The following is a 26156-nucleotide window of genomic DNA, read 5'->3' on the forward strand; positions in this document are numbered from 1 at the left end:
GTTTGATGCCGATTGCGCCACATTTATTGCAGAATGACCGGCTGCCGCATGGTATGCTGGTTCAATTGCAGGCTGTTTATGACACGCTTAAAAGCGCGGAAAAGAAAGCGGCCGACGTCCTGCTCAAAGATATTGATTTTGTCCAGAACGCCACCATTGTCGAAATGGCGCGCCGGGCTGAATGCAGCGAAGCGACCCTGGTTCGCCTTGCGCGCAGGCTGGGATATAAGGGATATCCGGAGCTGCGGGAGGACATTCAGAGCGTTGCGGAAGAGGAAACGCAGCCGCTTTATCAAAATATTACGGCGAATGACAATTCTGCGGAGCTATTAACCAAGGTGTTTTCCTCTGCTGTGCAGGCGCTGAATGATACCCTGCAGTGTTTGGACCGGGCGTCCTATGACCGGGCAGTAGAGCAGATTTTGGGCGCCAGGCGGCTGATGTTCTGCGGAATAGGCGACTCCTATGCGGTCGCCTTATCTGGAATGCAGAAGATGGCGCGGCTTGGGATCCGAACCTTTGCCAATACGGATATTGATACACAGTTAATCGCGCTTTCGGATTTTGAGGAATGCGACGCACTGATTGCGATCTCCTATTCCGGCCGGACCAAATCGATCCTTGACATTGTGCGGTATGCAAAGACGAGGAATGTCAAAATAATTTCAATCACAAACTATCCGGCTTCACAGCTTGCAAAGCTGTCCGATATCGTTTTGCAGACTGCGGCGTTTACCCGTCAGCTCCATGGCGAAGTCATGTCAAAACGGATTACACAGCTCTGTATTATTGAAAGCCTGTTTGTTAGCCTTTTGGTTCAGAAACCGGAGGCATACCAGAAGCATCTGGAACAAGCCGGAAAGGCCTTACAGTGGAATAAAATGTAAATAAAAACGGGAGTCAAACCACACTATGGCTTGACTTCCGTTTTTATTTTTTGCAGTTATTACAGGGAAAATCTGAAAATTATAAAAAGTTCCTTCAAAAAATATTGAAATTTGTCGAAAAACAAATTATAATTTTCTTGGATGGAGTGTCTAAGATGAAGTATAATATTGCAAAGCTAAGCGAGTTAACCGGATTTTCTCCAGCGACTGTGTCGAATGCGTTAAACAACAAAAAAGGAGTCAACCGGGAAACAGCAGAAAAAATTATCAAGGTCGCCAGGGAGGTTGGATATCTTTCTGCGCCTAAAATTAGTTCCATCAAACTCGTGATTTATAAGGTTTCGGGTTTGGTAATAGCAGATACCCCGTTTTTTATTGCGCTGATCGAGGGAGTAGAACGCGCCTGCCGGGAAACAGGCTATGATATGACGGTCTGCAATATCAGCCAGAAGGATGCGGACTATCAGGAACGGCTTCAGGAACTGATTATGGATACCTCCTCGGCGATCCTGCTCTTGGCAACCGAATTAATGGAATCTGATATGGAGCTTTTTACCCATGCGGTCTGCCCGGTCGTAGTGTTGGACGCGTGGTTTCACCAGATGCAGTTTGATACTGCCGTAACCAATAATGAGGATTCCACCCATGCTGCGGTAGATTATTTAATTAAAAACGGACATCGGGATATTGGCTTCTTGGACAGCAGCACTCTCACTAAAAACTTTTTGGAGCGGAGAAAGGGCTACTATTTTGCGATGCGGGAGCATCATCTTCACCCGCGCCGGGAAATGATGATTGGCCTGACCCCGACCATGGATGGGGCATATAAGGATATGTGCGAATTCCTGAAAGGGAAAGTAACATTGCCGACAGCCTTTGTAGCAGGAAATGATATTATCGCCCTGGGCGCCATGAAGGCAATGAAGGAGTTCGGCTACCGGATACCGGACGATGTATCGCTCGTCGGCTTTGACGATATGCCCTTCTGTGAAATATCAACCCCTACTCTGACGACAATCCGTTTTTACCAGCAGGAGCTGGGAAGGATGGCGGTAGAACGCCTGACAAAGCGGATCAAAAACCCGGAGCTTGTCCCGATACGGATTCAAATCAGCACCAAGCTGATTGTTCGGGAGAGCGTGAAACAACTCGATATGGAAAAAGCGCCGCTGTAATGCCACAGCGGCGCTTTTTGGGGTCTACCGGAGGCGTAACAGGCCCTCCGGTTTCAGCTCGTAAACCTGGTTGCAGACCTCATCCAGGTATTTCCGGTCGTGGGTCACGCTGATAATTGCACCGCCATATTCCTTGAGAATTTGCCGGATCACAGGGTTGGACAGCGGACTGAAATTCCGGGTCGGTTCGTCCAGAATGAGCACGTCATTCTGATCAAGTACCATCTTTAAAAAGAATAACTTAGCCTTTTGCCCGCCGGATAATTCCCCGGCTGTGTGCGACATCTCGTCCCTGGTAAACCGAACGCTCCCGAGAAAATTCCGGGCGCGGGTGATCTCGTCCCTGGTTCCGCCCGACGCCAGAAATTCGACCGGAGTTTTTTGCAGGGTCAGAGAGTCCTGGTAGTTTTGCGGCATATAGGCTACCTTTAGATCAATACGGTTCAACAGGACTGCAGCAATTTGGCGTAGGAGCGTGGTCTTTCCTGCGCCGTTTTTTCCAATGATTGCAAGATGCGGATTTCCGGAAACAGAAAGGGCAATTTCCCGGCTCAGTACTCTGCCGCCTGTCTCCAGAACAGGAAGTGAGAAATCCAGAATTTGTTTGGAGGAGGGAAGAGAAACCGGCGGAAAGGACAGGAAGAGTGCTTCCTCCAGGTCTGGGAGCTGGGCCATATCTTCGGCCTCCCGCTCCAGCCGCTTACCGGTGGATTTTACCGCTTTCATTTTCTTTTTCAGCAGCCGCCCGCCATGCGGATCCTGCCGGGAAATGGCGCCCTGGTCGTGGTCGACCTGCTGATAAATCTGCTGCCAGCGCGCCATCTGCTTTTTGTGCTCCGCGTGTTCCTTCCGCGCCACCTGCTCCTGATGGGAGAGCGCGCGGCTTCGGGCGTCAATATAGTCCCGGTAGGGGACAGAGGCGATGGTGTGGCGGCAGACAGTCTTTTTCCGTACCTGCTCCAGGTGGATGATCCGGTTGGCTGTCCGTTCGATTAGTGTTTCATCATGGGAAACATATAGCACCGGCAGCCGGCAGCTCAGCAAAAACTGCTCCAGCCATTCCAGCGTATCGATGTCGATATCATTGGTTGGTTCGTCCAATAGAAGAATATCCGGCTGGCAGAGCAGGATTCTGGATAATTGCAGCTTTACCTTTTCTCCGCCGGAGAGCGTGCCGACCATCTGGTCGGAGTAGAGCTGCTCTGGAGAAAGGCGAAGCTCTGCGGCAATCGCGGCGGTCTCCCTGGCGTCAAGGAAATCGTACGCGCCTGAATCGAGCAGGTATTCATAGACGGTTTTAGCTTTTTCCTTTTCTGTCAGCTCCTGCGCGAGATAGCCGAGACGGCCGTTTCCCTTGAGGATCGTACCGGTGTAGTCGGCGTAACTGTCTACCAGCATCGGGTCGGCAATCAGCTTTAAGAGGGTGCTTTTCCCGTTTCCCTCCTCGCCGATAATGACAGCGCGGTCTCCGGGATTTAAGGTGAAGGTGAAATGCTCCAGTATTTTATGAAGGTTTTCATTTAAGGTAATGGTAAGGTCGTGAATTTGCAGCATAGGGATCAGTCCTTTCATAGCGAAGTCCAGTACCCGGTGTAAAAAATACCGTTTTGCTTTTGGGCACAAAAAAAGCCTGTTTCGTTATCGGAAACAGACAAAAAACACCCTCCCCATGCCGGAAGAGAATTGATCCCTGTGAAAAAGCGCAGACTCCGCCTATATCCCGATAACAAAACTTGTTGTTTGTTTCATGAATACAGACTAATTGCGCATCTTTCCACCCCTTATTTTAATTTACGTGGGTCAGTATAGCACAACGTGGCAGCACTTGTCAAGCCTGCTGCAGCAATTTTGTAAGCGCCGCCTCGAATGCCGCGTCCTGCACCTTTCTATCACGCTTGGCATTCCCTTTGAGCCGTCCGCCGGCACTGCGGATTTTTCGCGCTGTATGCCGGGCAAGCAGAAGGGCGTCGATATTGTCGGAGGTATAGACCATCCCGTCCTGGTTGAGCGGCACAGCCCGTCTGGCAAGGCACATAGCCGCCAGCCCGTAGTCCTGGGTCACTGCCAGGTCGCCTGGCTGAACCAGGTTTACCAGCGCGAAGTCCACCGCGTCCGCGCCTTTGGAAACGGTAAGTGTTTGGGCGCCCTCCCGTTCGATCCGGTGAGCGGTATCGCAGAGAATCGTTACCGGGACAGCGAACCGCTTTGCCGTCCTCAGTACGGCGTCAACCACCGGACAGCCGTCCGCGTCAATAAAAATTGTCATTTCAGTAAAAAGGCTTCCTTTCTGGATTATCTGATTCTATTATAACAGAAACAGACTTAAAAAGCTATCTATTTGCACCTCTTATGAGGCTTCCGTTCATCTGTCAGGCCGCTGAGATAATCTAGACTGGTCTGATATAAGAATGCTAATTTAATGGCATTCGGAATCTTTAAGGCAGCCCTCCCGCATTCTATTTTAGAGTAGGTATTCTGTCGGATATTTAAGTGCTCTGCAACCTCTTTTTGTGACAGATGATTTTCAAGACGTAATTCCCGTAGACGGTCATATTTAGAATATGTCAAAATTGATCCCTCCGATTGAAGTTGATAGAATATAGACTTCTGCATATCTCATGTAATAGTCTATCATGTGTGACCGCGTATTGTGTGGATATGCTTCAATATTGTAGCATCAAATAGTGCCACATTCTTCCCATTCTCCCCAAAATCTGCTATACTAGACCTGAAACGATATTGGGAGGAAAGGAATGTACAGATATGAGCTTTGTCAAAGAGATGATTGATTACAGCATGGATTTATGGGAGGGCTATCTTGCCCATCCCTTTTTGCAGGAGCTGAAGGACGGAACCCTGACGGAGGAAAAAATCAAGCGCTATATTATTCAGGACAGCCTCTACCTGCGGGAATACGCGCGGGTGTTTGCGGTCGGGATTTTGAAGGCACCTACCATTCGTGACATGTCGCATCTGAGCCGGCTGATTTCCGGGACGGTACAGGGAGAATATGTCACCCGCGACAAATACCTGAACCGCTTTGGGATTTCACCGCAGGAATGGGAGCAGATGGAGCTGCTGCCGGACAACCGTGCTTATGTTGACTACATGATGCAGGAGGCGGAAAAGGGCGGCCTGCCTGAAATTTTTGCGGCGGTGCTTCCCTGCATGCTCAGCTACTGTTTCATCGGCAGGGAGCTGACCCGGCGCTATCCGGAGCAGGTGAAAGTCACTCAATATGCCGACCTGATCGACGATTACGGCAACGACGGCTATTACGAAACCTGTGTGGCAGACGCAGAATACGCGGATACCCTTTACGCACCCCTGGCAGAGGAGCACAAGGCGCGCCTGAAAGAGATTTTCCGCACAGCGAGCATCTATGAAATGAAGTTTTGGGATATGTCCTACGGGGAGGAACGCTAGATGTTTGAAGCAGTGTTTGCGGCTGTGCGGCAGAAACGCCCGCTGGTCCATGCAATCACGAATTATGTTACAATCCGGGACTGCGCTAATATTATGCTGGCGTGCGGAGGGTCTCCGATTATGGCGGACGCACCGGAAGAAGCGGCCGGAATTACGTCCGGCTGCGACGGACTGGTGTTAAATCTCGGCATGCTCAACGAGACGAAAAAAGAAGCCATGCGTGCCTCGGCGGCAGTTGCGGCAGAGCGGGGAAAACCGGTCGTGCTTGATCCGGTAGGTGTGTCTGCCTCGCCGTATAGGCTTTCCTTTGCCCTGGAGCTGCTGCGCAGTATGGCGGTGTCCGTCATCCGGGGAAATGCATCGGAAATCCGTACCCTTTCCGCCGGAGAGGCGCTGAGCAAAGGCGTGGACGCGGTGCTGAAGGACGATTGGGACAGGCAGGTGAAAATGGCAAAAGAGCTGAGCCTGAAATACAGCGCCGTCACTGTTCAGACAGGAGAAATTGACCTAGTGACCGATGGGCAGGCAGTTTGTCTGATCCGTAACGGAACGCCGGTGATGGGACGGATTACCGGGAGCGGCTGCATGCTGTCCGCGCTGACAGGTATCTTCTGTGCGGCCAGCCCGGAAGAATTGTTTGACGCCTGTTCCTGTGCTGCCTGCGTGATGGGCTTGGCAGGAGAATCTGCCGCCGGAAAAGCAGGATGCGCAGGAGAAGGGCTTGGTAGCTTTGGCGTCCGGCTGATTGACGAGATCGGACGGATGGACGAAACAATCCTGAATGGGGGAATGAAACTTGAAATTCGAAGCAAATAATCTGTTATTATATGCGGTTACCGACCGGGCCTGGCTTGCCGGACGAACGTTGGCAGAGCAGGTGAATGAAGCGATAAAGGGCGGTATCACCTGCCTGCAGCTCCGCGAAAAGAGACTGAGCCGGGAGGCGTTTTTGGAAGAAGCGAAAGAGATCAAAAAGCTGGCCGAGTCGGCAGGGATTCCCCTGATTATCAACGACGATGTTTCTATCTGTCTGGAAAGCGACGCGGACGGGGTGCATGTTGGGCAGAGCGATATGGCGGCGCAGGATGTCCGGGCGCTGCTGGGGCCTGATAAAATTCTCGGCGTGTCTGCCCAAACGGTTGAGCAGGCGCTTGCGGCCGAGCAGGCCGGTGCGGATTATCTTGGTGTGGGTGCGATGTTTTCCACTTCTACGAAGCTAGATGCCAAAACCACCTCGTTTGAGACACTGAAGGCGATCTGCGAGGCGGTAACCATTCCGGTGGTGGCAATCGGAGGGATTTCGGAGGCAAATGTCCTGGAGCTGACGGGGAGCGGGGCGAAAGGGATCGCGGTTGTATCGGCTGTCTTTGCAAAGCCAGATATCGCCGAGGCTGCAAGACGGCTGAAAGGGTTAGCAAAACAGATGACAGGGGTGACAGAAGAATGAAACGGTGGAATGGTTTGCTGATTGTGGTATGGATGGCGGTGATGCTGCTAATCTCCTGCGGGACAGAGAACGGCCTGGCTGAGCCGGTTTCCTCTGTGCCGGAACCGGCTGTTAGCTCAGAGCCGGAGCCGGAAGCACCGGCTGTCGAGGTGGCCGGCGTCTGGGACTGTATTCAGGAAGCGGACGGGCAGACCTATATTTACCGGTTCACCTTCCGGGATGACGGGACGGCGGAATTCGGCGCGGGCTGGTACCGAAGCGAATGGGCCGGGACGTTCAGCGGTACCTATACGTTGGAAGGAGATACCCTGACTGCTGACCTGACTATGAATGAAGATGGAAGCACCTACCATTCTGCCTTTACTGTGTCGGCAGAGGACGGAAAGCTTTCGATGACGCTGGTTTCCGGTGATCCGCTGGTCTATTTACAGCAGGTCGGAGATACGCTTACATACGGAGAGCCGGAAGAATAACGGGTAAAAAAGTGCAGGAAAAATTTCCTGCACTTTTTTATTGAAATTACTTTACTTGTCGTAGTAATTGTGGTATGATAAAAGTACTTCATCTGATGAAGTAATCTGAAAGGGGGCGGTTATCCTGATCAGCAGTGATGTGATTCGGGGTTATAACGATACCATTGTTTTGAGCCTGCTGGTTCAGGGCGATTCCTATGGATATGAGATTTCCAGGGCGATTGACCGGCTTTCCGGCGGGAATTACCAGATTAAGGAAACTACGCTGTACTCCACTGTCAACCGCCTGGAGAAAAACGGGTATATCGCGTCCTACTATGGGAATGAGACCTTTGGAAAACGGCGCACCTATTATCGGATTACCGGCGAGGGGCTGCGCTATTACCGGGGAAAATGCGAGGAATGGGAATTGACCAAGCGGGTAGTGGACTGTTTTACCAGGCAAACCGGAAATGAAAGGGATGGATAGAGAGATGACGAAAATTCAGAATTATGTGGAGAATGTTTTTTCCGGCATTCCAAAAACCAAAGAGGCGGTAGAAATGAAGCTCGGAATTATCGATTCCATGGAGGAAAAATATGCCGAGCTGATTGCCGGAGGCAAAAATGAACATGAAGCCTTTGGGGAAGTCATTGCCGATTTTGGCAGCATTGACGAGATCAGACAGGAATTGGGTTATGACGGAGAGGAGCGGTCTGAGCCGGCAGCAGGCAGCCTGCATCAGACAGGACGGAAATTAGATGCAGAATTTCAGAAGGAATATGAGCAGTTCAAGAAAAAGTTTGCCATCGCCATTACGGCGGGGGTCGCGCTGTGTATTTTAGCTGTGATTGCTATGCTGGTGCTGGATGAAATTATGCCCGAAAGCTCAAATATTCCGTTGGTTGCTTTCCTGCTGATTATCCTGGCTGCCGTTTGCCTCTTTATCTATTTCGGAATGCAGGAGGAAAAATATGAACGGCAAAAACGGCAGAGCATCGCCGATACTGAGATTGATGAGGCGCTCCGCCAGCAGATATTGGAGGAGATCAGCTCGTCCAAGAAGAACCCGGTGGCGGATTCATTATGCGGAATTATTATGCTGGCCGCGACAGTACTGTTTCTCCTGCTGGGATTTTTGAAGGGTATGTGGCATCCTGGCTGGATTGTCTTTCCGGTAGGAGGAATCCTCTGCGGGATTGTAAATATTATTGCACAAATGGTGAAAAAGAGTTAAAATAGAAGCCGGAACAAAATTACCGGGGCAGGCGCAGCCTGCCAGGGAAGGGATGGCTTTCAGGATGAAAAAAGTGTTGACGATCGCCGGCTCCGACTGCAGCGGAGGAGCTGGCATCCAGGCAGACTTAAAGACAATGACCGCGCATAAGGTGTATGGAATGAGCGTGATTACAGCGCTGACGGCACAGAACACCACCGGCGTTTATGGGATTTTTGAGACGGATCCTGCTTTTGTGGCGCAGCAGCTCGATTGCGTCTTTACTGATATTGTACCGGATGCAGTGAAAATAGGGATGGTTTCCTCTGCGGAAATCATCAGGGTGATTGCGCAGAAGCTGACGCAATACCATGCAAAAAATATTGTGCTCGATCCGGTCATGGTGGCGACCAGCGGCGGAAAGCTGATTGCTGACCATGCGGCGGAAGCGATGATCAGCGACCTGATCCCGGCAGCGGATTTGATTACGCCGAATCTCCCAGAGGCAGAATGTCTTTGCGGCTTTTCCATTGAGGAGAAAAACGGCATGGCGGAGGCGGCAAGAGAGCTGTCCCGGTTCTGTAAAAAAGGAATTTTAATCAAGGGCGGGCACCTGAGCGATACGGCAGACGATTTGCTGTACGTAAACGGAACGCTCCACTGGTTCTCGAGGGAACGGATAGATACTGAGAATACCCACGGAACCGGCTGCACTCTTTCCAGCGCGATTGCCTGCAACCTGGCGATGGGCTTCAGCATGGAGGAGAGCGTGAAAAATGCGAAGGACTACATTACCGGCGCGCTGAAAGCAGGACTGAATCTCGGGAAAGGCAACGGCCCGATGAACCATTGCTATGCGTTATAATGGGAATTTGGGACAGATGTTTTTTGTACAGAAACATCTGTCCTTTTCTGCGTGACAGGAAAGAGGGGCTTTTCCACTTTAAAATTTGTGCAGAATTGCAATCGGAAACAGTTGTAAAAACTGCGTTTTATTGCTATAATAGATAGCAATAAAACTTTATGAAAAACAAGGTGACAAGGAATGAAACTGAAAATTGAATTGACAAAGCATCCGAAAGAGAAGCCGTCTGACGAGACCAAGCTTGGATTTGGGCATATTTTTACCGATCACATGTTTGTCATGGATTGGGAAGAAAGCCTGGGCTGGCATGACGCGAAGATCGTACCGTTCGCTCCGATTGAAATGAGTCCGGCGGCCACCTGCCTGCACTATGGCCAGGAGGTCTTTGAAGGGATGAAGGCTTATCGCACTGAGGATGGGGAAATCCGGCTGTTCCGTCCGGAAGAAAACTTCAAGCGGATGAATATTTCCCATGACCGGATCTGCATCCCGCAGTTTGATGAAGCCTTCCTGCTGGAAGCACTCAAAAAATTAGTAGAGATTGACGCGGATTGGGTTCCTCATACCTATGGAACCTCTCTTTACATCCGCCCGTTTACAATCGGGACAGAGGAATCTCTGGGCGCGCACTCCTCTACAAAATATAAATTTATGATCATCATGTCCCCGTCCGGGGCATATTATGCCGGCGGCCTGGCTCCGGTTAAAATTTATGTAGAAACCAAATATGTCCGTGCAACTCCGGGCGGAATGGGCTTTGCTAAAACCGGAGGGAATTATGCGGCTTCCCTGAAAGCACAGGATGTTGCAGCGGAAGAGGGCTATTCCCAGGTTTTGTGGCTGGACGGCGTTCACCGAAAATATGTTGAAGAAGTCGGCGCAATGAATGTATTCTTTGTCATTGGTGATGAGGTAGTCACTCCGTCTCTGGACGGCAGCATCCTGTCCGGGATCACCAGGAAATCAGCGATTGAAATTATGAGATCCTGGGGCCTCAAGGTCACAGAACGTGAGCTGGATATCCAGGAGTTGGTTGATGCCTATAAGTCCGGAAACCTGAGGGAAGCATTCGGAACCGGGACGGCTGCGGTCATCTCTCCGATTGGCGAACTCAAATACGGCGACCTTGTCATGCAGATTAACAAGAATGAAATCGGCGAGATTTCCCAGAAGCTTTATGATGAATTGACCGGTATCCAGTGGGGGAAACGAGACGATACCTTCGGCTGGATTGTAAAGGTAAAATAAAAACAGCTCAGGCTGATTGAAAAAAGCGGGAGATATTCTCCCGCTTTTTTCATGGGCCAGCTTCTACAGAAAAGGGGGCGGTCTGGCTGCGCAGGCTGGAATATACGATAGGGAAAGAGCATGACGGCAAAAGCGTACAGGCCTACCTGATCAAAGAGCATGGCTTTTCACGCAGGCTTATTACCCGGCTGAAACAGGAACCAGAGCACATTCACTGCAACGGCACCCATATCCGGATGGTGGATCTTCTCCATACCGGAGACCGGCTGACGGTGATTCTTTCGGAACAGACGCATATCCTGCCGAACCACAATTTATCCGTTCCGATTGTATATGAGGATCAAGATGTAATTGTCTTTCATAAGCCGCCGGGAATGCCGGTGCATCCTTCCACGATTCATTATGAGGATACCCTCGCCAATTTTTACAGCTATTACCTGGGACGGCAGGGGATTTCTGCGGCCTTTCATCCCATTAACCGTTTAGATCGTGATACAATAGGACTATGCCTGGCTGCCAAGAATCAACTGGCAGCGAAAAAGCTCAGCGGGAGCTTGACGAAGGAATATGCGGCAGTTCTCTGCGGAAGCCTGCCAGAGGACTGCGGAGAGATTAACGCCCCAATCGGACGGGAAGACGGCTCGCTGATCAAACGTACCGTACGTTCGGACGGACAGCCTAGTGTGACCTGTTATCAGGTGATGAAACGGGAAGGAGACTATACCTGGGTGAAGATTCGCCTTTTGACTGGGCGAACCCATCAGATCAGGGTGCATTTTTCCAGTTTGGGCTATCCCCTCGCGGGAGACGGGTTATATGGCGGGTCACAGAAGGATTTTGCATCACAGGCCCTTTGCTGCAGCCGGCTTAGGTTTTTTCAGCCTATAACAGGAGAATTAGTTGATTTGTGCATAAATATTCAGGAAGAAATGGATAAAATTCGGATTTAGATGTATAATTATGCAAATATTCCTTGTCAATTTGCTGTCTTTATGCGAAATTTTGCATAATTATATGGTCAAAGCATCGATTTTTTGAAAAATGTATGAAAAATGCTTGCAAGAAAATACAAAGTGTGATAAATTAATTACTGTACTCAAAAGAGAAACGGTGCTCGTCCCATCGGATGATCGAATAAGAAAATAAGGAGCGTTTAAAAAATGAAAAAGATATTTGCAATTGCATTAGCGGCAGTTATGGCCTGCGGAATATTTGCTGGCTGCGGCGAACGGAAAGACAATGGCGGCCAGGAAAGCACACCGGCAGGCGGGTCTTCTGCTTCCGGAAGCGCGGTAGAAGCAATCAAAGCAAACGGAAAACTGGTGATGTACACAAATGCCGCGTTCCCTCCGTTTGAATACCTGTCCGACGAGACCAGCGAAGCGGTTGGCGTAGACGTAGACATCGCTCAGGCGATTGCAGACGAGCTCGGTGTAAAGCTTGTTGTTGAGAATGTTGATTTTGACAGCATTGTTCCGAGCATCCAGGCTGGAAAAGGCGACATTGGCGCGGCTGGCATGACCGTTACTGACGAACGGAAAAAATCAGTTGATTTCTCCGATACATATGCAACCTCCATCCAGTACATTATTGTTCCGGAAGAAACGGAAGTAAAATCTGTTGAAGATTTAGCTGGAATGGCTATCGGCGTTCAGACCGGTACTACTGGCGACAGCCTGATTAACGGGGAAGTCAACGGCTATGAAGATGATGATGGAAACGCGGTACAGGGCGTTCTGCAGGATACTGGTGCGGAAGAAGTGCAGTACAAGAGCGCTTTGGAGGCAACCCAGGACTTGCTCAATGGCAGAATCAACGCAGTTGTTATTGACAAAATGCCGGCAGAAGCATTGGTTGCGAAAAACGACGGATTAAAATGTGTGGAACTGGTTTATGCCGACGGAAGCAAAACAGAAGAATCCTATGGGATCTGCGTTGCTAAGGACAGCGATCTGCTGGATGTTGTCAACAAGGTAATCAAACAGCTCCAGGACGATGGAAAAATCGATGAATTTATGGTAAATCACTCTAACTCATAATCGCGTATAAAGTAAAAAATATAAAAACCCGTGCAGGGATGACGAGCTTGTCCCACGGGTTTTTGTGTTGTTCTGATTCGAACAGAAAGGAACGGTGACGGGCTCTCATGGCAGCATGGTTTCAAAATTTAGCGGAACGTTTTTTAGCCACCTTTGTGGAGGCTGACCGCTGGAAGATGTTTTTGCAGGGGTTCGGAAATACTCTGCTGATCTCATTGTTTGCGGTTTTAATCGGCGTTATTATCGGTCTTTTGGTTGGAATTGTCCGTGTATACCACAACCAAACCGGCGGATGGAAAATCCTTGACGGAATCTGCCGCGCCTATGTTTCAGTAATTCGCGGCACGCCGATGATTTTGCAGTTGATGATCTGGTATTATTTGATTTTTGCTTCGCTTGACCGGGACTATGTCCTGTTTGTTGCAATTCTTGGTTTCGGACTGAATTCCGGCGCGTATGTTTCAGAAATTATCCGAGGCGGGATTCAGAGCATCGACGTCGGACAGTCGGAAGCGGGGCGTTCTCTGGGACTGAGCCAAGTGCAGACCATGCGCTTTATTATTCTCCCGCAGGCAATCAAAAATTCTCTTCCGGCTTTAGGAAATGAATTTATTGTCCTGCTGAAGGAAACGTCTGTTGCCGGGACAATTACAGTCATTGACATGACCCAGGCGGCAAACCTTGTCCGCGCAAATACCTATGATGCGTTCTTCCCGCTGATTGCGGTCGCACTCGTTTATTGGGTGCTGGTAACTGGTTTAAGCGCGTTGCTCAAACGTGCTGAAAGGAGGATGGCAAAGAGTGATCGAAGTTAAAAATTTGGAGAAAACCTTTGGGGACAACCATGTCCTGCGCGGAATCACGGAGCATATTGAACAGGGAGAAAAGATTGCCATCATCGGGCCTTCCGGTTCCGGGAAAAGCACCTTCCTGCGCTGTCTGAACCTGCTGGAACAACCAACCGGCGGAGAAATTTGGTTTGACGGAATGAATATTACCGACCCGAAATGCAGCATTGATAAGGTGCGGCAGAAAATGGGGATGGTATTCCAGCATTTTAACCTGTTTCCGCATCTGACGATTTTGGAGAATATCACCCTGGCGCCGGTGAAACTAAAGCTGATGTCCAAGGAGGAAGCGGATAAAAAGGCATATGCTCTCCTGGAGCGGATTGGCATGAAGGAAAAGGCGGACACCTATCCTGCGATGCTTTCCGGCGGACAGAAGCAGAGAATTGCGATCATCCGTGCGCTGGCGATGAATCCGGAGGTTATGCTGTTCGACGAGCCGACCTCCGCGCTTGACCCGGAGATGGTCGGCGAGGTGCTGGACCTGATCCGCGAGCTGGCGGACGAGGGAATGACCATGGTGATCGTTACCCACGAAATGGGGTTTGCAAAGGAAGTGGCAACCCGGGTCATGTTCGTGGACGAAGGGATTATCAAGGAACAGAACACGCCGCAGGCTTTCTTCGACAACCCGCAGAACCCCCGGTTAAAGGAATTCTTGTCAAAAGTATTATAAAAAGCGAGCGCTCCGACAGGATTTTGTCGGGGCGCTTTTATTTTAAAATGACAATTTTTATTTCCTTATCCAAACTGATAGCATAATCAATTGCATATTTTGTTCCTCTTGATTGGCCATCCCAAAATGCAATAATCAAATCAGATGCATTTACGATCTCTTGATTTCTTTTCAATGGTGCCGATTTCCCATATTTTGAATATTCAGGAAGAAATTCAGTCAGTTTAATTTGATGGGCAAGAGCATAATTTTTAGCTGTTGTATCAATGCCCTTTGCGCCGCCGCTAATAATTTCTGAAATAGAATCCGGCAAATACTTTTCGAGATTTTCAATATTTTTGTTTCTTGACCCGATAATAGCAATTCTCATATTATCCCTCCTAATAATTTGCATTTGCAATCTATTTAAAGATATTATATCAATTATCATTACATTTTGCAACTTATTAGATTGCAAATGCAAAATTTTAGATTGTGTATTGTTTCTGTCTTTATCTTTATACTAATATTGTGGTGATAAATATGGAAATTAGTGTGCGTGATAGATTAGTTTTAGTAGGGTTGAATATTGCTTTTTATCGTAAGAAAAAGGGCATGACTCAAGAACAATTAGCCGAAATTGTTGGAACCAGCAGAACACATATTAGTAACATTGAGGCTACAAAAATAGATAAGACGCCGTCCTTGGAGTTGTTGCTGAAAATTGCTGATGCACTGGATGTAGAAGCGGAAAAACTGCTTCATTTTAGATAGGGAAAATTATGAACGATATACCTAGATATACATTAAGAATTTCAAGAGAATTGTTAGATAAAATCGGATATATTGCAGAATATGGCGAAATATTAGAAAAATTGGATAAATAATAAAAAGCTGAGCTATTTTAGCTCAGCTTTTTATTACATGGAATTTATTTTTTCTCATCTTCCCGCGGATCGAACTTTGGCTCATAGCACAGGGAATGGCGGGGAATCTGCCTGTTTTCCGGCGGGAGCTTTTTCCAGTTCCCATAAATCCGTGAAAGAACGGTTTCCGCATCAGATGGTATAAAAAATTTCTGATCCCCGAATTTTGCTTCTACCTGTTCGGCAAAGGCCTCCGTTGGGAAGGTTTCCTTTGACACACGATAGGAGCTGGCAAAATTGGTGAGGTAACCGGTTTCCAGCTCATTGTACTGGGTATAGAGATCGCGGATAATCTGATGGAGCTTCTTATACGAGAAGAACCATTGTACAAAAAATGGAAGCTGTCGGATTCGCTTGTGTCCTCTCAGCCGCATATATCTGCTCTTGTAGAGCAGGATATCACGGTAAAAACGGATTTTGCGCACCCGTTTGGGATCTTCCTTTTCCACGCCGTGATCCAAGGGGAAAATATCGATCGAAGGGCCGGAAAAACGGTTTGGGAAACGATCGAGCCGGTTGACAAAGCCGGTTTTTTCCAGATAAGCGATCTTAGTAAAGGTCAGGTAGTATTTCGAATAGGTAAACTGGTTGAGCATGACACAGTTTTCAATCTCCTGCTTGTCAAACAGAGAGATGAATTTTTCATAGTCCTTCCGGGGCATGAGAATATCCACATCATCATCCCAGGGGATAAAGCCCTCGTGACGGACCGCGCCCAGCAATGTACCCTCTGCAAGATAATATGTCAGGTTATGCCTGCGGCAAAAGCGGTCGACAACAGCCAGGATGCCAAGCTGGATATCCTGCAGCTTCTGGACAGTTTCCATGGACGGCGGCTGCTTGTTAGCCCTTTTCATGGCGTTTTTCCGCAGACGCTTTTGATGGACACGATAGTAAAATTTATAGAAGGAAGCTTTGCTGCGCAGGACATAAAGCCGTTTGCGTTTGCTCAGCCAGCTTACCTTTGCAAGCCAGTAATAAGGGTTTTTATTCCAGTTTGGAGCGAAATTATTCAGCTTTTCATAAGCGTCATCAATAAACTGGATGGCAAATTCTTCATTGGCCACGCTGAGAATTTGAACCAGCCGGGCAAAAATAAAGGTACGGGCAAGTTCATCCAGCACATTTTTGCAAATCTCATAGGCTCCATGCGCCTTATAGAAGGTCATGAAGCTTTCAACGCTCTTAAAAACATCGTAAATCCGATGGTCAACGACGTTTGTGATCGAATCCGGGCGGTCAATAATATAGAAATAAAACGGTTCATTGACAAAATCAATCCGGTTAGCCATTAACAGCAGGTTGTAGGTGGTTGCGGAATCCTCATAGTGCTGACCCACCGGATAACGGATGTTGTTTTCGAAAAACAGTTTTTTCCGGTAGATTTTGTTCCAGGCGTATGGCCTGGCTGCAAGAAGGATAGACGGATTCTGTACGACCGAACAGCCGCCCTGCTGGAACTGGTCGATATAGTTGTTTTTTTGGATTCTCAACCGATTATGCGTTACCTGGTATAGCCGGAAGCCGACAACATCGGCATCATGCTCCGCTGCCTTAGCAAGCGTTTTTTCCGCCAGCTCTTTCGAAACATAGTCGTCGCTGTCAACAAATACAACATATTCGCCGCGCGCATACTCAAGCCCAAAGTTTCTTGCGTCGGAAAGGCCGCCGTTAGGCTTTTCAAACGGACGTACTAAGCTGGGATATTCTTCTGCATAGCGGTTTATAATTTCCTGTGAATTGTCAGGCGATCCATCGTTTACGACAATAATTTCAATATCCTGAAAGGTTTGTCCAACCAGGGAATCAAGGCACCGGGCAAGATGCTGCTCGACATTGTAAACCGGAACAATAAAGGAGAGCCTGGGGCTCTTTTCTTGAATGTTATCCTGAGCGATATCGGCATTCAGGACAGCTTCAGTTCGACGATCAATCATGGACGACATCTTAGTCAAATACCCTCCAAATTTTTATGATAATTTTTAAATTTTACAATTTGTTACTTTTATATTATAGCTTTCTCAGTGATATATTTCAAGAAATTGTTCAAAAATTTGAGCAAATTAGTAGAATATGAACAATTTAGCAAATAGATTCAAACCTTGATTGTTATTATTAACAATTCAGATGGATTTTTGTTGTTCAAATTGTTAAAAAACAGTGAACAAAAGAAAAAAGGCACAGGAAAAACCTGTGCCTTTGACTATTACAAGCCGAGCGATTAATACATACCGCCCATACCGCCCATGCCGCCAGCCGGCATAGCAGGAGCTTCTTTTTCTGGGATATCTGCAACGAGACTTTCTGTTGTCAGGACTGTTGCAGCAACAGAAGCAGCATTCTGGAGTGCGCTTCTGGTAACCTTGGTCGGATCAACAATACCTGCGGAGATCATATCGGTATATACTTCCTTATATGCGTCGAAGCCATAGCCAACTTCTCCGGAAGCCAGGATTTTGTCGACAATGACAGCGCCTTCCATACCAGCGTTTGCAGCAATCTGGTTGACTGGTTCGCTCAGCGCTTTCAGAACGATGGTCATACCGGTTTTTTCATCGCCGTCCGCAGCATTAATCAGCTCATTGACAGCCGGCATCGCATTGATCAGCGCGGTACCGCCGCCTGCCACGATGCCCTCTTCTACAGCAGCCTTGGTCGCGGAGAGTGCGTCCTCGATTCTCATTTTCTGTTCTTTCATTTCGATTTCGCTTGCAGCACCAACTTTGATGACTGCGACACCACCGGCCAGTTTTGCCAAACGTTCCTGGAGCTTTTCACGGTCAAAATCAGAGGTTGTGGTTTCGATCTGGGATTTGATCTGGTTGACTCTTGCCTTGATTTCAGAAGAATCACCGGCGCCGTTTACGATGATGGTGTTTTCTTTACTGATTTTTACCTGTCCCGCGCGGCCGAGCTGGTCAATAGTGGTTTCTTTCAGGTCAAGGCCGAGGTCTTCAGTAATCACAGTACCGCCGGTCAGGATAGCGATATCCTGCAGCATTTCTTTTCTTCTGTCGCCAAAGCCCGGTGCTTTAACGGCAACAACGGTAAAGGTTCCTCTCAGACGGTTGAGCAGGATAGTAGAGAGCGCTTCGCCTTCCAGATCCTCTGCAATAATCACCAGTTTCTTTCCGGCCTGAACAATCTGTTCGAGCAGCGGCAGGATTTCCTGGATTGCAGAGATTTTCTTATCTGTAATCAAAATGTAAGCATCGTCGATCACTGCTTCCATTTTGTCGGTATCGGTAACCATATACGGGGAAATATATCCGCGGTCGAACTGCATCCCTTCAACAACTTCGCTGTAGGTTTCAGCGGTCTGGGATTCTTCGATGGTGATAACACCGTCCGCGCTGACCTTTTCCATAGCTTCTGCAATCAATTTTCCGACATTTTCATCACCGGCAGAAACGCTTGCGACTCTTGCGATATCGTTGCTGCCGTCTACTTTTTTGGAATTCTTGATAATCGCGTCAACCGCCGCGTCAACTGCTTTTTTCACGCCTTTTCTCAGTACCATTGGGTTTGCGCCGGCCGCGACGTTTTTCATTCCCTCGCGGACGAGCGCCTGTGCGAGAAGGGTCGCTGTGGTAGTACCGTCGCCGGCAGCGTCGTTTGTCTTGGTAGCGACTTCCTTTACAAGCTGTGCGCCCATGTTCTCAAACGGGTCTTCCAGTTCAATTTCTTTTGCGATGGTAACGCCGTCGTTTGTGATCAGCGGCGCACCGAATTTCTTATCTAATACAACGTTTCTGCCCTTTGGGCCAAGGGTGATTTTAACAGTATCAGCCAGTTTGTCGATTCCGGCCTGCAGGGATTTTCTGGCGTCTTCGCCAAAGATAATATTTTTAGCCATGATTGTTTCCTCCTAAACTGTAATTATTCTACTACTGCAAGAATGTCGGACTGACGGACGATGGTGTATTCCTGATCGTCGATTTTGACCTCGGTGCCGGCATATTTGCTGATTAATACCTTGTCGTCAACCTTGACTTCCATTTTTACTTCTTTTCCGTCTACGACACCGCCGGGGCCAACTGCTACGATCTGGGCAACCTGGGGTTTTTCCTTGGCTGCACCCGCTAAGATAATACCACTTTTGGTGGTTTCTTCTGCTTCTACCATTTTGACCACGACTCTATCGCCGAGAGGTTTAATTGTCATTGTTTCTTCCTCCTTAAAAAATACGGTTTATTTTTAGCACTCAAACTTTCCGAGTGCTAACTTCACTATTTATTTTATCTCTTTTTCGCGAAATGTCAAGACACAATTATGAACAAAATTAAAAATTTTTATAGCACATTTTTGAAATGGGCGGACAGAGGGTTTTCTCACAGGCGAATCGCCCAAAAAGCAATTCTTTTTTTGTAATAAGAGCCAATTTCTTTTTCTTTTGATTGATTCGGTTTTTGAAATCGGATATAATGAATATAAATAGAAGCAACCATGCGGAAAAGAGGAACAGTATTATGAAACAAACCTTTCAGTTGATCACTGATATGAACTGCGACTTGCCGGAGAATTTTGCAAAAGAGCACAAAATTGAAATGATGTCTATGGGATACAGCGTGGACGGCGTGGAATATCTGACTGCTGAACATCCGGAATCCTTGGATTCCAAAGAATTCTATACAAAAATGCGGGAGGGCGCTGTCACGAAAACAGTCGCTTTAGAAACAGAGCTCTTCCGCGAGACAGCAAAAAAATACCTGGAGCAGGATATGGATGTCCTTTATATTGCTTTTTCATCGGGACTGAGCAGCACCTTCCAGAATTCTGCCCGGATTGCTGAAGAACTTGCGGCGGAATACCCATCCCGGAAAATCAAGGTGGTAGATTCCCTGTGCGCTTCCCTGGGACAGGGGCTTTTGGTGTACTATGCCGCAGCCCAGCGGGATGAAGGAAAACGGATTGATGAAGTAGCGGAATGGGTTGGGGATAACCGTCTGAAAATCTGCCATTACTTTACAGTAGACGATTTGAACTTCCTCCACCGGGGCGGGCGCGTATCCAAAACGACGGCGGTGGTCGGTTCGATGCTGGGAATTAAGCCGGTTCTGCATGTGGACGACGACGGGCATTTGATCGCGATTGGCAAGGTACGAGGACGGAAACAGTCCTTGACCGCACTGGTTGACCGGATGGAGAAAAAAATCGGCGGGAATGAGAATAAAATCGTGTTCATCTCTCATGGGGATTGCGAAGACGATGCCAAATTCATTGCGGAACAGGTTCGGAAACGGTTCGGAATCAAATCGTTCTTAATCAACTATATTGGGGCTTCGATTGGCTCCCATTCCGGCCCGGGAACGGCTGCGCTGTTCTTTGTCGGTGATGACCGGAAGGAAAAATAAGGAGCCTTTGCATGCTGAAAATTTTATTTATCGGGGATGTGGTGGGACAGCCGGGATGTGAGTTCCTGCGCCGCCATCTCCCGAGCGTGAAGCGCCTGACGGGTGCGGATATCGTGATTGTAAATGGGGAGAATTCCGCAGTTGGGAATGGGATTCTCCCTTCATCGGCTAATTTTTTGCTGGACAGCGGAGCGGATATCGTTACAACAGGCAACCATGTCTTTAAACGGCGCGAGATTTATGACTACCTGGAGGAAACGCCGCAGGTAATCAGGCCGGCTAACTTTCCGGCTTCGGCGCCGGGAAAGGGCTATTATCTGTATGACGGCGGTTCTTACACCCTCTGTGTCATTAACATGATGGGGGTTACCTATATGGAGCCTCTGAATAATCCGTTTTATGAAATTGACCGGATTCTTGCCGAGGTGGAAGCAACCTATTATTTTGTGGATTTCCATGCGGAAGCGACGGGAGAGAAAAAGGCGTTTGGCTGCTATCTGGACGGTCGGGTATCCTGTGTGGTCGGCACCCATACACATGTGCAGACAGCCGACGAGCAGATTCTTCCAAAAGGGACAGGCTTTATCAGTGATGCCGGGATGACCGGGCCGGCCTATTCGGCGCTCGGGGTCAACCCGCAAAATGTGATCGACCGGTATCTTTCTGCTATGCCGACAAGGTTTGAGGTGCAGGATATTGATTGCCAAATGAATGGTGTAGTGGTAGAAATTGGCAAAAAAACCGGCAAATGCAACAAAATTGAACGTATTAATATCAAATAATTTACAATTTTGTAGAAAAATCATTGAAATATGCTTCTTTCTCTACTATAATAGAGATAACAGCTTACGAGACATAGATCTGTAACTGCTTTGGAGGTGTTTTCGTGATGGATATTCTCAAAGTCTCGGCCAGTTCTAAACCGACCTCGGTAGCCGGCGCCATTGCCGGAGTCATTCGGGAAAAGGGAAACGTTGAGATTCAGGCCGTCGGTGCAGGCGCGGCCAATCAGGCAATCAAATCGATCGCGGTGGCGCGGGGATACATGGCGCCGTCCGGTGTGGAGCTGATTTGTATTCCTGCATTTGCAAATATTGAAATTGATGGTGTGGAACGGACGGCAATCCGCCTGATCGTAGAACCCAGATGAGATAGAAACTTCAATAGATGTGAGAAACGGCAGGGTGTAAACCGAAAGTTTACACCCTATTGTTTTGCCAGGAGACTTTTCCGGCTGGTATTTTGCGGTTTTCCCTTCTGAAAAGCTGCGGCTATCAGAATAAAAAAAGAAACTCTTTTATTCTGATGGAAATTAGTGTATAATAGCAATATAACAAAATGGGAAAGGTGTGGAATCGATATGATCGGCTATGAAAACCATTTGGGTGTTATTGATATTTCGCATGATTATTTTGTCAGCCTGGTTGGAGAAACTGCGATGAGCTGTTTTGGTGTTGCCGGCATGGCGGAAACAAAATCCCAAAAGGGGATTCTGGGAATGTTCCACAAAAAGGACCTGCCTGACCGGGGTGTTCGTGTCCGTACCAAAAACGGCGCTTTGAACATTGACCTGCACATTATTGTGCTGTATGGCACCAACATCAATGCAATCGTAAAAAGTATTGTAAATAAGGTCAGCTATCAGGTTGAGGATATTACCGGGCTTCCGGTATCCCGGGTCAACGTTTATGTTGACGGCATGAACGGGGAATAAGGTTTGTAAGGAGTGTTAAGACGTGATCAGTGGAAAGCTGCTTTCACAGGCGATTATTTCTGGCGCGAATCATATTTGCAACCAGAAAAACGCTGTGGACGAACTCAATGTGTTCCCGGTTCCTGACGGAGACACTGGGACGAATATGTCGATGACAATCAGCGCGGGAAAACGTGCGCTGGAACAGTTGGAAGACGACCATGCCGGAAAGGTTGCCGAAACCTGTGCGGCCGCACTGCTCCGGGGGGCCAGGGGGAATTCAGGCGTAATCCTGTCCCTGCTGTTCCGCGGCTTTGCGAAAGGGCTGAAAGGGAAAGAAGAAGCTTCGGCATACGACTTGGCGGAAGCGCTCTCGATTGGGGTGGAAAATGCCTATAAGGCGGTGATGAACCCCACTGAGGGAACCATCCTGACAGTGGCGAGAATGGCCTCTGAAAAGGCAATGCAGGAAGCAAACCAGGTCAACGACCCGGTCCTGGTATTTGAGGCAATCACTAAGGCGGCGCAGGAGGCGCTGGATCAGACGCCGGAGATGTTGCCTGTGCTGAAGAAGGCTGGCGTAGTGGATGCCGGCGGAAAAGGCTTGGTTGTCATTTTTGAAGGGATGCTCTCCGTGCTCAAGGATGGGCGGATGATAGACGAGGACGCGCCGAAACGCGCTCAGGTCAAGGTGGAAAGCCCGGTTGCGGAATATGAAGGGGAAATCACCTTTACCTACTGCACGGAATTTATCGTGGATAAGAAAAAGAACGCGAAGGACGCGCTGAAGCTGCGCGCTTACCTTGAAACGATAGGCGACTGTGTTGTTGTGGTAGACGATGATGCAATTATCAAGGTTCATGTTCATACCGACCATCCGGGAAAAGCGCTGGAAGAAGGGCTTACCTTTGGAGCGCTGGTGAACATGAAGATCGAGAATATGCGTGAACAGCATGCCCAGAAGCAGAAGGAAGTGGAACGCACCAAGCAAAACCATGAATATGTCCCGGTTGATCCGGACATGGAATATGGGTTTGTCGCGGTAGCAGCGGGCGAGGGCCTGCATGCGCTGTTCGGAGATCTTGGCGTGAACTGTGTTGTCAGCGGCGGACAGACCATGAACCCGAGTACAGAAGATATCTTGGGCGCAGTCCAGTCTGTGCCGGCTAAAACAGTATTTGTGCTCCCGAATAATAAGAATATTATCATGGCTGCGGAACAGGCAGTGAAGCTTGCCGACCGCAGGGTTTGCGTTTTGCAGACCCGGACGATCCCGCAGGGGCTGTCCGCAATGCTTGCCTTTGACCCGGAGGCGTCCTTTGAGGACAACCGCGTCAATATGACCAAGGCGCTCGACCATGTCCAGAGCGGGCAGATTACCTTTGCCGCCCGGGATTCCGACTATGACGGGCATGATATCAAAAAGGGTGAAATCCTTGCGATGGACAACGGTAAGCTCTCTTTTGTCGAAAAGGATGTCACAAAGGCGCTGCTCAAGCTTCTGCGCAGCCTCGCTAAAAAGGCAGACGGAAACTTTATGACAGTCGTTTACGGTATTGATGTGACAGACGAACAGGCTGAAGAAGCAAAAGCGCTGCTGGAATCCAAGTTCTCTGATTTTGAGGTGAACTTTATCAGCGGCGGGCAGCCGGTCTATTACTACATCGTATCTGTTGAATAATCAGGAGGAGCTTATGCCTCAGCTATCTGACCCGATCCGGTATTTAAAAGGGGTTGGGGAGCGGCGCGCAAAATGTTATGAGAAATTGGGAGTGGATACGGTCTGCTCCCTTTTGCGTTTTTTTCCCAGAACCTATACTGACTTTTCCGAAACCAAGCCGATTATGGAATGTGAGCTTGGCTCAGTTTGCTGTATCCGGGGAAGGGTGTTTCATAAACAGGGAGAACAGCGCATTCGGAAAGGGCTGTCCCTTTATAAAGTGTTCGTAACGGATGGACACAGCGATATGACAGTGACTATCTTCAACAGCAGGTTTCAGTACGAGGCGCTGCAGATGGATAAGGAGTATTGCTTCCGCGGGAAGCTGCAGGGCAACCTGATCCGCAGGGAGATGAACTCGCCGGAGTTTATTGATCCGGAGAAGAATGGAATGATCTGTGCGGTTTATCATCTGACCGAGGGGCTGACAAACAGGGTGGTGAGCGGTCATATCCGGCAGGCACTGGAGCTCTGGGGAGACCGCTTGGAGGACGTGCTTCCGGAACAGATGAAACAGCAGGAGCATCTCTGCCACCTCCGGTTTGCCTATGAGAATATCCATTTTCCGCAGGATGCCCACGCGCTGTCTGTGGCGAAATACCGGCTGGTGTTTGAAGAACTCCTTACCCTGCAGCTGGGATTGGGTCTGTTGAAGAGCCGGCATCGGGAAGAAACTGCCGTCATAGCCGAAAACTGCGATATTTCCGGCTTTGAGGCCGCTCTGCCCTTCACCCTGACAGAGGGACAGAAGCAGGCGGTTGCCGACGGACTGAGGGACTTCCGGAGCGGAATTCCGATGAACCGGCTGGTTCAGGGAGATGTGGGCTCGGGAAAAACGATGGTTGCCTGCGGCTTAGGCTATTGCATGGCGCAAAACGGATACCAGACCGCAGTAATGGCGCCGACGGAAATACTCGCTGTGCAGCATTTTAAAACCTTTTCCGATATTCTGGAACCAATGGAGCTGAGATGCGCGCTGCTGACCGGCAGTATGTCGGCTAAGCAAAAACAGGCGGTCAGAGAAGGAATTGCGACCGGAAAATACCAGATTATTGTCGGTACCCATGCGCTGATCCAGGATACGGTATCTTTCGCGCGGCTCGGGCTGGTTGTAACAGACGAGCAGCATCGCTTTGGGGTGAACCAGCGCGCAAAGCTGGCGGAAAAGGGAGAACGTCCCCATAGGCTGGTGATGTCGGCGACGCCGATTCCGAGAACGCTGGCGCTGATGATTTACGGCGATCTGGATTTGTCCGTCATCAAGGAAGCGCCAAAGGGAAGACAGCCGATCAAAACCTATCTGATCAGCGGGAAAAAGCGGGAACGTGCTTTTGGGTTTATCCGCGAGTATATCGGAAAGGGACATCAGGCCTATATTGTCTGCCCGTTGATTGAGGAAGGGGAGACAGAGGCATTTTCAGTTACCGAATACGCGCAGAGGCTGAAAAGGACGGTCCTCTCTGACATAAAAATCGGCGTAATGCATGGGAAGCTGAAATCCGCCGAAAAGGAGGAATTAATGGGACGATTCGCGGCCGGGGAGATTGACCTCCTGGTATCTACTACAGTGGTAGAGGTCGGGGTGGACGTTCCGAACGCTGCCATTATGATGATAGAGAATGCGGAGCTGTTCGGCCTGTCACAGCTTCACCAGCTGCGGGGACGGGTTGGACGCGGAAGCGTTCAAAGCCACTGCATCCTGGTGAGCGATAATCCAAACGAGCAGACCAGGGAACGGCTGAAGATTATGACGCAGTCGTCCGACGGCTTTTATATCTCCGAACAGGATTTGAAGCAGCGCGGGCCGGGAGATTTTTTTGGTTCCCGCCAGCACGGGCTGCCGCAGCTTAAAATTGCCAATATGGTGGAGGATATGGAAACGCTGAAAAGATCCCAGCGATGGGCAAAGAAAATTTTGTCCTGCGACCCGGAGCTTGCTTTGGAGGAAAACCGGGGATTAAAGACGCTTGTATCCGAGCTTTTTGAACGGGGAACACAGGAAAACGGATAAAACAAAGACTTGACAGCCGGGAAAACAGGTGTTACTATAAGGGTAACGAAATCGTGGAAAAGGACATGGCAGAAATCCGAAGTGACAGGCCAGAGAGAAGCACAGCTTGCTGAGAGTGCTTTCCTGTTGGGAGTTTTGTTACCACCTTGGAGAGCATGAAAAACATGACGGATTAAGCCTCCGTTACCAGGCT

28 protein-coding genes are annotated in these 26156 nt (G+C 48.9%); 21 read left to right on the top strand and 7 right to left on the bottom strand.

Features of this window, described 5'->3' with window-relative positions:
• The first annotated feature begins 5 nt into the window (after window positions 1–5).
• Together CZ360_RS06705 and CZ360_RS06710 are read left to right on the top strand one after the other, a co-directional pair.
• Entirely contained in the window at window positions 6–887 is an 882-nt protein-coding gene (locus CZ360_RS06705) for a MurR/RpiR family transcriptional regulator (protein ID WP_159438150.1), read from the top strand.
• A gap of 155 nt (window positions 888–1042) precedes the next feature.
• Complete coding sequence (locus CZ360_RS06710; protein WP_077533395.1) at window positions 1043–2062, top strand: LacI family DNA-binding transcriptional regulator; 1020 nt, start codon at window positions 1043–1045, stop codon at window positions 2060–2062.
• A gap of 24 nt (window positions 2063–2086) precedes the next feature.
• Here the strand turns inward: CZ360_RS06710 and CZ360_RS06715 are convergent, their stop codons facing one another.
• From CZ360_RS06715 to CZ360_RS06725, 3 genes are all read right to left on the bottom strand, one after another.
• Window positions 2087–3616 (bottom strand): ATP-binding cassette domain-containing protein, encoded by a 1530-nt coding sequence (locus tag CZ360_RS06715; protein ID WP_077533396.1) that lies wholly within the window; start codon window positions 3614–3616, stop codon window positions 2087–2089.
• A 274-nt stretch (window positions 3617–3890) separates the two neighbouring features.
• Window positions 3891–4328: a YaiI/YqxD family protein gene (locus CZ360_RS06720; protein ID WP_077533397.1), complete on the bottom strand. Its 438-nt coding sequence runs from the start codon at window positions 4326–4328 to the stop codon at window positions 3891–3893.
• Between the two features lie 68 nt (window positions 4329–4396).
• Window positions 4397–4630: a helix-turn-helix domain-containing protein gene (locus tag CZ360_RS06725; protein WP_229408008.1), complete on the bottom strand. Its 234-nt coding sequence runs from the start codon at window positions 4628–4630 to the stop codon at window positions 4397–4399.
• Window positions 4631–4825: 195 nt separating this feature from the next.
• On the opposite strand from CZ360_RS06725, the gene tenA reads away from it, so the two are divergent.
• From tenA to CZ360_RS06785, 12 genes are all read left to right on the top strand, one after another.
• Entirely contained in the window at window positions 4826–5488 is a 663-nt protein-coding gene (gene tenA, locus CZ360_RS06730; RefSeq protein ID WP_077533399.1) for a thiaminase II, read from the top strand.
• On the top strand, window positions 5489–6304 hold the full coding sequence (thiM, locus tag CZ360_RS06735; protein WP_077533400.1) for a hydroxyethylthiazole kinase: 816 nt from the start codon (window positions 5489–5491) through the stop codon (window positions 6302–6304).
• Window positions 6285–6935: a thiamine phosphate synthase gene (thiE, locus tag CZ360_RS06740; protein WP_077533401.1), complete on the top strand. Its 651-nt coding sequence runs from the start codon at window positions 6285–6287 to the stop codon at window positions 6933–6935. The genes thiM and thiE overlap by 20 nt, the downstream gene beginning before the upstream one ends.
• Entirely contained in the window at window positions 6932–7408 is a 477-nt protein-coding gene (locus tag CZ360_RS06745; RefSeq protein ID WP_077533402.1) for a lipocalin family protein, read from the top strand. Before thiE ends, CZ360_RS06745 begins: the two co-directional genes overlap by 4 nt.
• A 124-nt stretch (window positions 7409–7532) precedes the next feature.
• Window positions 7533–7877 carry a PadR family transcriptional regulator gene (locus CZ360_RS06750; protein WP_077533403.1) on the top strand — a complete coding sequence of 115 codons (345 nt, stop codon included), beginning with the start codon at window positions 7533–7535 and terminating at the stop codon, window positions 7875–7877.
• A 4-nt stretch (window positions 7878–7881) separates the two neighbouring features.
• Entirely contained in the window at window positions 7882–8625 is a 744-nt protein-coding gene (locus tag CZ360_RS06755) for a permease prefix domain 1-containing protein (protein WP_077533404.1), read from the top strand.
• A gap of 64 nt (window positions 8626–8689) precedes the next feature.
• A complete protein-coding gene (gene thiD / locus CZ360_RS06760; protein WP_077533405.1) occupies window positions 8690–9469 on the top strand; it encodes a bifunctional hydroxymethylpyrimidine kinase/phosphomethylpyrimidine kinase in 780 nt (259 codons plus the stop codon).
• 180 nt (window positions 9470–9649) lie between these two features.
• On the top strand, window positions 9650–10717 hold the full coding sequence (locus tag CZ360_RS06765) for a branched-chain amino acid aminotransferase (RefSeq protein ID WP_077533406.1): 1068 nt from the start codon (window positions 9650–9652) through the stop codon (window positions 10715–10717).
• Window positions 10718–10824: 107 nt separating this feature from the next.
• Window positions 10825–11667, top strand: a complete 843-nt coding sequence (locus tag CZ360_RS06770) for an RluA family pseudouridine synthase (RefSeq protein ID WP_267872682.1) — start codon at window positions 10825–10827, stop codon at window positions 11665–11667.
• Window positions 11668–11877: 210 nt separating this feature from the next.
• Window positions 11878–12756 (top strand): transporter substrate-binding domain-containing protein, encoded by an 879-nt coding sequence (locus CZ360_RS06775; protein WP_077533408.1) that lies wholly within the window; start codon window positions 11878–11880, stop codon window positions 12754–12756.
• 107 nt (window positions 12757–12863) lie between these two features.
• Window positions 12864–13571 (top strand): amino acid ABC transporter permease, encoded by a 708-nt coding sequence (locus tag CZ360_RS06780; RefSeq protein WP_077533409.1) that lies wholly within the window; start codon window positions 12864–12866, stop codon window positions 13569–13571.
• Entirely contained in the window at window positions 13558–14280 is a 723-nt protein-coding gene (locus CZ360_RS06785; protein ID WP_077533410.1) for an amino acid ABC transporter ATP-binding protein, read from the top strand. Before CZ360_RS06780 ends, CZ360_RS06785 begins: the two co-directional genes overlap by 14 nt.
• Before the next feature lie 37 nt (window positions 14281–14317).
• Here CZ360_RS06785 and CZ360_RS06790 read toward each other — a convergent pair whose 3' ends face one another.
• On the bottom strand, window positions 14318–14650 hold the full coding sequence (locus CZ360_RS06790) for a DNA-processing protein DprA (protein ID WP_077533411.1): 333 nt from the start codon (window positions 14648–14650) through the stop codon (window positions 14318–14320).
• Window positions 14651–14802: 152 nt separating this feature from the next.
• Between CZ360_RS06790 and CZ360_RS06795 the strand changes: the two genes are divergently transcribed.
• Window positions 14803–15033, top strand: a complete 231-nt coding sequence (locus CZ360_RS06795) for a helix-turn-helix domain-containing protein (RefSeq protein ID WP_077533412.1) — start codon at window positions 14803–14805, stop codon at window positions 15031–15033.
• Between the two features lie 157 nt (window positions 15034–15190).
• Here the strand turns inward: CZ360_RS06795 and CZ360_RS06800 are convergent, their stop codons facing one another.
• The 3 genes from CZ360_RS06800 to CZ360_RS06810 all read right to left on the bottom strand — a co-directional run bounded on the left by CZ360_RS06800 (window position 15191) and on the right by CZ360_RS06810 (window position 19349).
• Window positions 15191–17131 (bottom strand): LicD family protein, encoded by a 1941-nt coding sequence (locus CZ360_RS06800; RefSeq protein WP_077533413.1) that lies wholly within the window; start codon window positions 17129–17131, stop codon window positions 15191–15193.
• A gap of 275 nt (window positions 17132–17406) precedes the next feature.
• Complete coding sequence (gene groL, locus CZ360_RS06805) at window positions 17407–19041, bottom strand: chaperonin GroEL (RefSeq protein WP_077533414.1); 1635 nt, start codon at window positions 19039–19041, stop codon at window positions 17407–17409.
• Between the two features lie 23 nt (window positions 19042–19064).
• Window positions 19065–19349, bottom strand: a complete 285-nt coding sequence (locus tag CZ360_RS06810; RefSeq protein ID WP_077533415.1) for a co-chaperone GroES — start codon at window positions 19347–19349, stop codon at window positions 19065–19067.
• Between the two features lie 305 nt (window positions 19350–19654).
• Between CZ360_RS06810 and CZ360_RS06815 the strand changes: the two genes are divergently transcribed.
• The 6 genes from CZ360_RS06815 to recG all read left to right on the top strand — a co-directional run bounded on the left by CZ360_RS06815 (window position 19655) and on the right by recG (window position 25963).
• Window positions 19655–20539, top strand: a complete 885-nt coding sequence (locus CZ360_RS06815) for a DegV family protein (RefSeq protein ID WP_077533416.1) — start codon at window positions 19655–19657, stop codon at window positions 20537–20539.
• 11 nt (window positions 20540–20550) lie between these two features.
• Window positions 20551–21321: a TIGR00282 family metallophosphoesterase gene (locus tag CZ360_RS06820; RefSeq protein ID WP_324612702.1), complete on the top strand. Its 771-nt coding sequence runs from the start codon at window positions 20551–20553 to the stop codon at window positions 21319–21321.
• 107 nt (window positions 21322–21428) lie between these two features.
• Entirely contained in the window at window positions 21429–21689 is a 261-nt protein-coding gene (locus CZ360_RS06825; RefSeq protein WP_077533417.1) for a stage V sporulation protein S, read from the top strand.
• A 210-nt stretch (window positions 21690–21899) separates the two neighbouring features.
• Window positions 21900–22253, top strand: a complete 354-nt coding sequence (locus CZ360_RS06830; RefSeq protein WP_077533418.1) for an Asp23/Gls24 family envelope stress response protein — start codon at window positions 21900–21902, stop codon at window positions 22251–22253.
• Between the two features lie 22 nt (window positions 22254–22275).
• Entirely contained in the window at window positions 22276–23913 is a 1638-nt protein-coding gene (locus CZ360_RS06835; protein WP_077533419.1) for a DAK2 domain-containing protein, read from the top strand.
• A gap of 13 nt (window positions 23914–23926) precedes the next feature.
• The gene (recG, locus tag CZ360_RS06840) at window positions 23927–25963 is read left to right on the top strand and encodes an ATP-dependent DNA helicase RecG (RefSeq protein ID WP_077533420.1); all 2037 of its coding nucleotides are present in this window, start codon (window positions 23927–23929) and stop codon (window positions 25961–25963) included.
• Window positions 25964–26156 lie beyond the last annotated feature (193 nt).

Source organism: Massiliimalia massiliensis (assembly GCF_900155615.1).
Lineage (GTDB): Bacteria > Bacillota > Clostridia > Oscillospirales > Ruminococcaceae > Massiliimalia > Massiliimalia massiliensis.